We start from the raw sequence: 7,472 nt of genomic DNA, 5'->3' as shown, positions 1-7,472 counted from the left end.
ATGCGGTGCTGCGTGCCCGGGCCGCTGCGGATGTTGGCCACCTTCGACTTGACGACGTGGTGCGGCGCCTTGCCGGTGAGTGAGCGCGCGACCCAGCCGGTGTCGCCCTCGAAATCGCGCACCTTGACCCAGCTGCCCTTGCGGTCGGTGATCTCCAGCGGGTAGCCCCGCTTGAGTTCCCAGAGCACCGCGCTTTGCGTGCCCGGGCCTTCGCGCATGTTGAGGGTGCTGCCCGCCACACTGACCATGTTCTGCTGCGCATGTGCCGCGCTGGCGCACAGGGCGAGCAGGCACAGGCCGGCGGCGGCCATGAAATGTCGGGCTTGGTGGGTGGCGTTCATTCGCGCAATCTCCTTCTCTCGGGTTGAAAAATGTGAGCTGGTGTGAACACACGCAGCGCGAGAGGTTCCGCCCGAAACGAAGTCAGTGCGAAGCGGTGGCCAGCCGCGCGGCCGACAGGCCGCTGCGCACGGCGCCTTCCAGCGTGGCCGGGTAGGGGCCATCCACATAATCGCCTGCCGCCCACAGCCCGGGCGCCACGGCCTGCGGGGGGCGCACCAGGCCGGGTGTGCAGGCGAAGGTGGCGCGCTTTTCCACCACGGTCTGCACCGCCTGCAGGGTGCCCAGGCCGAGCTGTCGCTGCGCTTGTGCCAGCACACGGGCCTGCAGCGCGTCGCGGTCGTCGGTGCTGGCGCTCACCACGAAGGCCATGAGCCCCTGCATGGCCGCGTCGTGCGGGTGCAGTTGCCCCCGGTCGAACACGAACTGCGCGGGCGCTTCGGTGGCATCGGGCTGCGCCCGCAGCGCGAGCATGGGCGAGGACAGGCGCGCGCCCGGCGCCCAGGCGTACACGGTGGTGATGGCGGTGAACGGCAGGGCGCGCACGGTCCTGGCCCACGCCTTGAGCGATGGCTCGGTGGCCTCGTCGCAAGCGTCGGCGGCCTGGCGCATGGCTTTTTCGGCCGGGCTGGCCGCCGTGGCCCAGATCACCTGGTCAAACGCTTCTTCGCCCGCTTCATGCCCCAGCATCCATTGCGCACCTTGCGGGCGCAGCGTGCTCACGCGCGTGCCGATGCGCAGGCCGGCGGTGCCGCCCTGGCGCTGCAGCCATTGCGCGGCCATGTCGGGGAAGAGGGTGGAGAGATCGGTGCGCGGCAGCAGCAGGCTCGACCCGCTGTAGCCGCCAAAACCGCGCCCGAACAGCGCGTCGCGCAGCACGCGAAGGAACACGGTGGCACTGGCGTCGGTGATCGGTGTGTTCAGCGCCGACACACACAGCGGCTCGATCAGCTCATGCGTCACGCGCGCGGGCAGCCGCTGGCAGAGATCGGCCACGGTGAGCGCCGGGTCGCAGGCAAAGCCCGCGCTTTGCCAGCGCAACGAAGCGCGCACCAGGGCGAGCCGTTCGCCCCAGGGCCAGCCTCGCACGGTGGCGATGGCGGCCAGCGCGTCCAGGGGCGCGGGCCAGCGCGTGGCCCAGGGTGGCGTCTGCAGGCCCGAGCCATCGGGGAACGGCAGGCCCAGGGGCAGGCTCAGGAGGGCTTGTGGCAGGTCCACGCCCACGCGCTGCATCAGCGCCAGGGTGTCGGTGTAGGCGCCAATCAGGATGTGCTGGCCGTTGTCCAGCGCCAGCGGGGGACCGTCCGGCCGCTGCACCGCCAGTGCGCGCGCCCGGCCACCGAGGGTGCGCGTGGCTTCAAACACCGTGACCTGCGCACCGAGCGAGGCCGCCTCGACCGCGGCGGCCATGCCAGCCCAGCCCGCCCCGACGATGGCCAGCTTGCCGCTCAAAGCCTGCCCAGGGCCTGGACCTTCCAGGCGAGCCAGAACTTGCGCAGGGGGGTGAGGCTCACGCGCTGCGTGAGCACCAGCAGGGGGTCGGCAGCGATTTCCTTGAGCAGCGTGCGGTAGATGCTGGCCATCATGAGCCCCGGTTTCTGCGTGCGTCGGTCGGCTTCGGGGAGCAGGGCAAGGGCGTCGTCGTAGGTCTGCAGGGCGCGCGTGCACTGGAACTGCATGAGCGCGGCAAAGCGCCGGTGGAAGTCGGCCAGGTCGGTGCCGGGCGCGGCCCCACGCTGCAGCAGCTCGTGCGCCTTCACGTTGAAGCTCTGCAGTTCATTGACGGGCAGGTAGATGCGGCCGCGCGCGGCGTCTTCACCGACGTCGCGGACGATGTTGGTGAGCTGAAACGCCAGCCCCAGACGGTGGGCGTATTCGGTGGTGCCGATCTGCGTCTGTCCAAAGATGCGCGCCGCCACCTCGCCCACCACGCCGGCCACCAGGTGGCAATAGCGCTGCAGGTTGGCGAAGTCGAGGTAGCGGTTCTGCTCCAGGTCCATCTGGCATCCGTCGATCACGGCCAGCAGGTGGCGGGCTTCGATCTCGTAGGTTTTGGTCAGTGGCATGAGCGCCCGCATGACGGGATGGGTGGGTTCGCCGGCGTAGGCCTGGCCGACTTCGCGCCGCCACCAGGCCAGTTTGGTCTGGGCCACCGCCGGGTCGCTCACCTCGTCGACGACGTCGTCCACTTCTCGACAGAACGCGTAAAAGGCCGTGATGGCCGCGCGCCGTTCCGTGGGCAGAAACAGGAAGGCGTAGTAGAAGCTGCTGCCCGAGGCGGCGGCTTTTTGCTGGACGTAGTCTTGTGGGCTCATGCTGGGGGCGCTTGGGTGCCCAAGTGTAAGCACCGGGCGCTGGGCGACCGCCTCGGTCGGACAACCGAAAGCACGACAAAGATGCTCGGATGCTCTGTCGCGTTAATCCTGCGTTAACAGGGCAGGCCTAGCATGCGCTGGCAATCCTGCAATCCCACGAGGTATCCCATGAACGATTCCAATCGTCGCGTATTCATGCTTCAAGTCGCCGCAGGCAGCACCGTGCTGCTGGCCGCTACCGCGCAGGCGCAGCCCGCCATGGTCAATGAGAAAGATGCCACGGCGGTGTCTTTGGGCTATGTGGCCGATGCCACCAAGACCGACGCGAAGAAGTACCCCAAGTACGCCGCAGGCCAGAAGTGCGGCACCTGCCAGCTCTTCGCCGGCAAGGCAGGCGACGCCAGCGGACCCTGCGGGATCTTCCCCGGCAAGGCGGTGGCGGCCAACGGCTGGTGCAGCGCGTACGTCAAGAAGGCCTGAGCCTCCTTACCGCTGGACTTTGGCCAGCTCCTGCGCCACGAGCGCAAGGAGCTGCTCTCGCCCGAAGCTGGGCAGGCCGCGGCCGTTGACGAAGAAGGTCGGTGTTCTCGTCACCTCCAGCGCGGTGAGGTCTTCCACGTCTTGCTGCAGCGCAGCGGTCACTTCGGGCCGCTGCGCGTCCTGAATCGCTCTGGCCATGTCCAGGCCGGCTTGCTCGGCCGCCTGAAACGCGACAGGTAGATTGGGCTTGCCGTGGTCGGCCCAGGCGGGTTGGGCGGCGAGCACGGCTTCGAGCACCACCGCGTATTTGTTCTGGCGCTTCGCGGCCTCCAGCAGCCGCACCACCTGGTCCGAGCCCTGGTGGAACGGCGCATAGCGGATCACCAGCCGGACGTCATCGGGATGGCGCGCCAGGATGTCCTTGACCACCGGGTAAAAGGCGCGGCAGGTCTCGCACGCGGGATCGAAGAACTCCACGATCGTGACCGGTGCGGCCTGGGGGCCGAACACCGGTGAGTGCATGCGCACCAGCCGGGCCTGCTGTGCGGTGACCTTTTCCATTTGCGAGTTCTGCACCCGCCGTTGGTAGTTGTAAACGCCGAAAGCGAAGGCCACCAGCACGACGCCGAGGATCAGGGAGACGGTGAGTTTCTTGGAGGTCATTGGGGTTTTTTTCCGAGAGAGAGCATCAGCAGGGCGGCGATGGCCACGAAGGCCGCCAGCGAGAGCCAGGGAATGGGAATGCCATGGAGGATTTCGAGCTTCTGGTCGGCGCACGAGACGCCGGCACTGCAGGGAATCCAGGCTTTGGGAATGAACTCGGCCACCAGCAGCGTGTGATAGAGCGCGATGGCGGCACCGAGCAGGGCCAGCGGCAGCGCGTAGACCGCACCTCGGCGGTCGTCGCTGCAGCAGGCCATGCCCAGCATGATGGCGAGCGGAAACATGCAGATGCGCTGGTACCAGCAGAGCTGGCAAGGCACCATGAGCATGACTTCGCCAATGAACAGCGCGCTGGCGGTGGCGACGGTGGCCACCAGCCAGGCCGTCAGCAGATAAAGCCATTGAAGTGGCATGGAAGGACGTCCTGAAAGGGCGGAGCAACAGCGCGCGGACCCGCAGGGGTGCACGCACGAATGGAAGGAGGAGGCGAAGCCGGCTCGCCGCGGCAGGGCGCCCGGCGGATCAGGCGGTGGCCCGGGTCAGGCCCGGGCGACCCACTGAGGCCGGTCGGGCCGCCTGGCGTGGTGCGAGGCGGGCTGCCAGGTGGCGCCGGTGCTCGAAAGGGCGGAGGCGCCGTCGATGGATGGACCCGCTTTGCCGGGGCAGGGCATGGAGCAGCCGTTGTGGCAGGTGCTGCAATCGGCGTGGCCCTCGCCGGCATCGGCGGTGTGCATGTGCGCCGATGCGTGCGAATGGCTGCAATGGCGGGCGCTGGCGTGCGCGGTGTCGTGCGTGACCCGCACGTGTGCCGCCGCCCACGACAGCTGCAGCGGGACGAGCACCCAAAACACGATCACCAGCCACGAACGCATCGCGGGATTGTAGGAGCCCACTCAGCGCCTTGGCGGGTGAGAGGCTTCAATGGGCATGGCCATGGTGGCTGTGGTCGTCGCTGCCCCCGGAGAGCTCATGGCGCGCCTGTCGCAGCACCAGCCAGCCGCCGTGCAGCGCCAGGCTGGCCATGAGGCTGGCCACGAGCAGGTCGGGCCAGGCGCTGCCGGTGCCGAAAACGCCCAGGGCGGCCAGCATGACGGCGATGTTGCCGATGGCGTCGTTGCGCGAACACAGCCACACGCTGCGCATGTTGGCATCGCCCTCCCGGAAGGCATAGAGCAGCCACGCGACGGCGACGTTGGCGATGAGCGCCAGCGCGCCGATCGCGCCCATGGTGGGCGCATGAGGCACATCACCGCGCCACACGGACCACACCGCACTGGCCAGAATGAAGAGACCAAAGCCCATCATGCTGAACGCCTTGAGCAGGGCCGCCCGCGCCCGCCATGCCAGTGCCGACGCCAGCACCGCGAGCGAAATGCCGTAGTTCAGCGCGTCACCGGCGAAGTCGATCGCATCGGCCAGCAGCGAAAGGGAACCGGCGCGCCAGCCCGCGAAGATTTCCATCAGGAACATGGCGGCGTTGACGAGCAATGCGATCCACAGGATGCGGCGGTAGCGACCGAGGTTGACGATCTCGCCGGCCTGGGGCGTGTCGTGGGTGTGGCAATGAGCAGACATGGTCTTTCCTTTCGATGGGGGTATTGAAAACCCTGGAGCGGCTACAGTGTCAAGCCCGTTGCGGGAATGCCCCGCCTGATGCGAAGGAGATGCGGCCATGCAGATCAAGGAGCTTGCCCGTGCCACGGGCGTGGATGTGGAAACCATTCGTTTTTACGAAAAGGAAGGGCTGTTGCCCGCGCCCGCCCGGCATGGCAATGGTTACCGCAACTACGACCAGCCGCACCTGGAGCGCCTGTCGTTCATCCGCCATTGCCGTGCGCTGGACATGCCACTGGCCGACGTGAAGCGCCTGCTGGGTTTTGTGGACGACCCGCAGGGCCATTGCGTCAATGTGGACGACCTGGTGGACGAGCAACTGAGCCGGGTGCGCGCCCGCCTCAAGAGCATGCGCGCGCTGGAGAAACAATTGCTGCAACTTCGTTCACGCTGCAATGGAGAGCACCACGACGGTGCGTCCTGCGGCATCCTGGCCGACCTGGTGTCGGCGGCCCACGGCGAGGCCTGTGCCTGCCATCCGGCATCCTGAGTCTGCGAGGTCGTCATGGAGTTTGTGCGCCTTGCGGCTCTGTTTGCCATCACCGCTGTGGCCGAAATCGTGGGCTGCTACCTCACATGGCTCGTGCTCAAGCAGGGCAAGGCCTGGGTGTGGCTGTGGCCAGCGGCGCTGGCGCTGGGCCTGTTTGCCTGGCTGCTCACCCTGCATCCCACGGCGGCCGGGCGCGTGTATGCCGCGTATGGCGGCATGTACATCGTGGTGGCGCTGGGTTGGCTGCGGGTGGTGGATGGCGTTGCGCTCACCCGTTGGGACCTGGCGGGAGCGCTGATTGCCCTGATCGGTATGGCGGTGATCGCCTTGCAACCCCAGGGGGCCTAGCACGTCGGGTGCGGCCCCTCGCGATCACCGATCTGTTCAGACCCCCGGCCAGCCGGCGCGGGTCTTCGATCGAGCGACACGTTGAAAGGGCCCTGCCATGACATCCATCACCTCCCTGTTCGACAAGAACCGCCTGCTGGCGGCGCTGTCTCGCGCCGAGTGGCTGCAGCTGGAACCCGATCTGGAGTGGGACGAGTTGCCTGCGGGTGCGGTGCTCCACCGGGTGGGCGCCGAGCTGCGCCATGTGTATTTTCCGGCGAGCGCCACGGTGTCGCTCGTGTCGTCGCTGGCCAGTGGCGCCTCGTGCGAGGTGGCGGTGGTGGGCAGCGAAGGTGTGGTGGGCGTGTGCGCTTTCATGGGCGACCCGCGCGCACTGAGCGACGCCATCGTGCAGCGCCCGGGTCATGCGTACCGCATGGCGGTGCCGGCGCTGCTGCACCACACCCAGCGCTCGCCCGAGGTGATGCAGCACCTGTTGGCCTACACCCAGGCGCTGTTCACGCACATGTCGCAATCGTCGGCCTGCAACCGGCACCACGCGCTGGACCAGCAACTCTGCCGCTGGCTGCTGGAGCACCTGGATCGGCAGGGCGACGCCGACATTCATGCCACGCAGGAACACATCGCGGGCCTGCTGGGCGTGCGGCGCGAAGGCGTGACCTGCGGCGCGCTCAAGCTGCAGAAGGCGGGCGTGATCGAGTACCACCGGGGCCGCATCACCGTGCTGGACCGAGACGCGCTGGAGTCGCGCAGCTGCGAGTGCTACGGTGCCGCGCGCCGGGGCTATGACCGGTTGAGCTGTGTGCACAGCCATGCCGGTGGCCGCGAACTGCTGCCCCGCCTGCCAGGCCAGCGCGGCGGGCTGCAGGCGGCCTGAGCGCAGGGTTGCCGGGCGGTGTGTGCGCAGGCGCACAGACCGGCAGACGGGAGACAGGCGATCCTGTGACCTCAATCCAAGAGGAGCCCGCATGAACCAGCCAGCGCCGAAGACGGCACCCCACACCGCGACCCAACACGCGCGCATCGTCGGCAGGGTCGAGTACCGAGAGGGCGACGGGCCCAACATCGTCATTCGCCCGGGGCCCGTGAAGGTGGAAACCGGGCTCAACGACGCCACGCTGAGCTGGGAAGACGGTGAGGTGCGCGGCTCGACCGCCATCCCGCTCACCGACTTCAAGCGCTATGTGAAGGAAGGCAAGATCGAGCTCGCCGCCTGATCACCC

General features: G+C 68.0%; 12 protein-coding genes. 5 read left to right on the top strand and 7 right to left on the bottom strand.

Annotated elements, in window-relative coordinates; genetic code table 11:
- From KXJ60_RS20760 to hpnD, 3 genes are all read right to left on the bottom strand, one after another.
- Positions 1-341 (bottom strand): SH3 domain-containing protein (locus tag KXJ60_RS20760; RefSeq protein ID WP_291132076.1); only part of this gene is annotated, 341 nt, incomplete at its 3' end.
- An 82-nt stretch (positions 342-423) separates the two neighbouring features.
- Positions 424-1,791: a hydroxysqualene dehydroxylase HpnE gene (gene hpnE, locus KXJ60_RS20755; RefSeq protein WP_291132075.1), complete on the bottom strand. Its 1,368-nt coding sequence runs from the start codon at positions 1,789-1,791 to the stop codon at positions 424-426.
- Positions 1,788-2,654, bottom strand: coding sequence for a presqualene diphosphate synthase HpnD (hpnD, locus tag KXJ60_RS20750; protein WP_291132073.1), 867 nt, complete (start codon positions 2,652-2,654; stop codon positions 1,788-1,790). The genes hpnE and hpnD overlap by 4 nt, the downstream gene beginning before the upstream one ends.
- A gap of 168 nt (positions 2,655-2,822) precedes the next feature.
- Between hpnD and KXJ60_RS20745 the strand changes: the two genes are divergently transcribed.
- Positions 2,823-3,134: a high-potential iron-sulfur protein gene (locus KXJ60_RS20745; protein ID WP_291132071.1), complete on the top strand. Its 312-nt coding sequence runs from the start codon at positions 2,823-2,825 to the stop codon at positions 3,132-3,134.
- Positions 3,135-3,140: 6 nt separating this feature from the next.
- Here KXJ60_RS20745 and KXJ60_RS20740 read toward each other — a convergent pair whose 3' ends face one another.
- The 4 genes from KXJ60_RS20740 to KXJ60_RS20725 form a co-directional block, all read right to left on the bottom strand.
- Entirely contained in the window at positions 3,141-3,797 is a 657-nt protein-coding gene (locus KXJ60_RS20740) for a thioredoxin domain-containing protein (protein WP_291132070.1), read from the bottom strand.
- Positions 3,794-4,210 (bottom strand): disulfide bond formation protein B, encoded by a 417-nt coding sequence (locus KXJ60_RS20735; RefSeq protein WP_291132068.1) that lies wholly within the window; start codon positions 4,208-4,210, stop codon positions 3,794-3,796. The genes KXJ60_RS20740 and KXJ60_RS20735 overlap by 4 nt, the downstream gene beginning before the upstream one ends.
- Before the next feature lie 126 nt (positions 4,211-4,336).
- A complete protein-coding gene (locus tag KXJ60_RS20730; RefSeq protein ID WP_291132067.1) occupies positions 4,337-4,669 on the bottom strand; it encodes a hypothetical protein in 333 nt (110 codons plus the stop codon).
- A 46-nt stretch (positions 4,670-4,715) separates the two neighbouring features.
- On the bottom strand, positions 4,716-5,372 hold the full coding sequence (locus tag KXJ60_RS20725) for a cation transporter (protein ID WP_291132065.1): 657 nt from the start codon (positions 5,370-5,372) through the stop codon (positions 4,716-4,718).
- 97 nt (positions 5,373-5,469) lie between these two features.
- Between KXJ60_RS20725 and cadR the strand changes: the two genes are divergently transcribed.
- From cadR to KXJ60_RS20705, 4 genes are all read left to right on the top strand, one after another.
- Positions 5,470-5,901 carry a Cd(II)/Pb(II)-responsive transcriptional regulator gene (gene cadR, locus KXJ60_RS20720; protein ID WP_291132064.1) on the top strand — a complete coding sequence of 144 codons (432 nt, stop codon included), beginning with the start codon at positions 5,470-5,472 and terminating at the stop codon, positions 5,899-5,901.
- 15 nt (positions 5,902-5,916) lie between these two features.
- Positions 5,917-6,249 (top strand): YnfA family protein, encoded by a 333-nt coding sequence (locus KXJ60_RS20715; RefSeq protein WP_291132062.1) that lies wholly within the window; start codon positions 5,917-5,919, stop codon positions 6,247-6,249.
- Between the two features lie 97 nt (positions 6,250-6,346).
- Positions 6,347-7,126 carry a Crp/Fnr family transcriptional regulator gene (locus tag KXJ60_RS20710; protein ID WP_291132061.1) on the top strand — a complete coding sequence of 260 codons (780 nt, stop codon included), beginning with the start codon at positions 6,347-6,349 and terminating at the stop codon, positions 7,124-7,126.
- A gap of 91 nt (positions 7,127-7,217) precedes the next feature.
- Positions 7,218-7,466, top strand: coding sequence for a hypothetical protein (locus KXJ60_RS20705; protein WP_291132059.1), 249 nt, complete (start codon positions 7,218-7,220; stop codon positions 7,464-7,466).
- Positions 7,467-7,472: the final 6 nt, after the last annotated feature.

The organism is Hydrogenophaga sp., assembly GCF_019264445.1.
Taxonomy (GTDB): domain Bacteria; phylum Pseudomonadota; class Gammaproteobacteria; order Burkholderiales; family Burkholderiaceae_C; genus Hydrogenophaga.
Note: the sequence above shows the minus strand (reverse complement) of the source record. Positions and strands in the feature narration are given on the sequence as shown.

What these genes read in the sequence shown, in the direction of transcription:
- hpnD (WP_291132073.1), bottom strand. Translation starts at nt 2,654, where the DNA reads ATGAGCCCACAAGACTACGTCCAGCAAAAAGCCGCCGCCTCGGGCAGC.
- KXJ60_RS20745 (WP_291132071.1), top strand. Translation starts at nt 2,823, where the DNA reads ATGAACGATTCCAATCGTCGCGTATTCATGCTTCAAGTCGCCGCAGGC.
- KXJ60_RS20740 (WP_291132070.1), bottom strand. Translation starts at nt 3,797, where the DNA reads ATGACCTCCAAGAAACTCACCGTCTCCCTGATCCTCGGCGTCGTGCTG.
- KXJ60_RS20735 (WP_291132068.1), bottom strand. Translation starts at nt 4,210, where the DNA reads ATGCCACTTCAATGGCTTTATCTGCTGACGGCCTGGCTGGTGGCCACC.
- KXJ60_RS20730 (WP_291132067.1), bottom strand. Translation starts at nt 4,669, where the DNA reads ATGCGTTCGTGGCTGGTGATCGTGTTTTGGGTGCTCGTCCCGCTGCAG.
- KXJ60_RS20725 (WP_291132065.1), bottom strand. Translation starts at nt 5,372, where the DNA reads ATGTCTGCTCATTGCCACACCCACGACACGCCCCAGGCCGGCGAGATC.
- cadR (WP_291132064.1), top strand. Translation starts at nt 5,470, where the DNA reads ATGCAGATCAAGGAGCTTGCCCGTGCCACGGGCGTGGATGTGGAAACC.
- KXJ60_RS20715 (WP_291132062.1), top strand. Translation starts at nt 5,917, where the DNA reads ATGGAGTTTGTGCGCCTTGCGGCTCTGTTTGCCATCACCGCTGTGGCC.
- KXJ60_RS20710 (WP_291132061.1), top strand. Translation starts at nt 6,347, where the DNA reads ATGACATCCATCACCTCCCTGTTCGACAAGAACCGCCTGCTGGCGGCG.
- KXJ60_RS20705 (WP_291132059.1), top strand. Translation starts at nt 7,218, where the DNA reads ATGAACCAGCCAGCGCCGAAGACGGCACCCCACACCGCGACCCAACAC.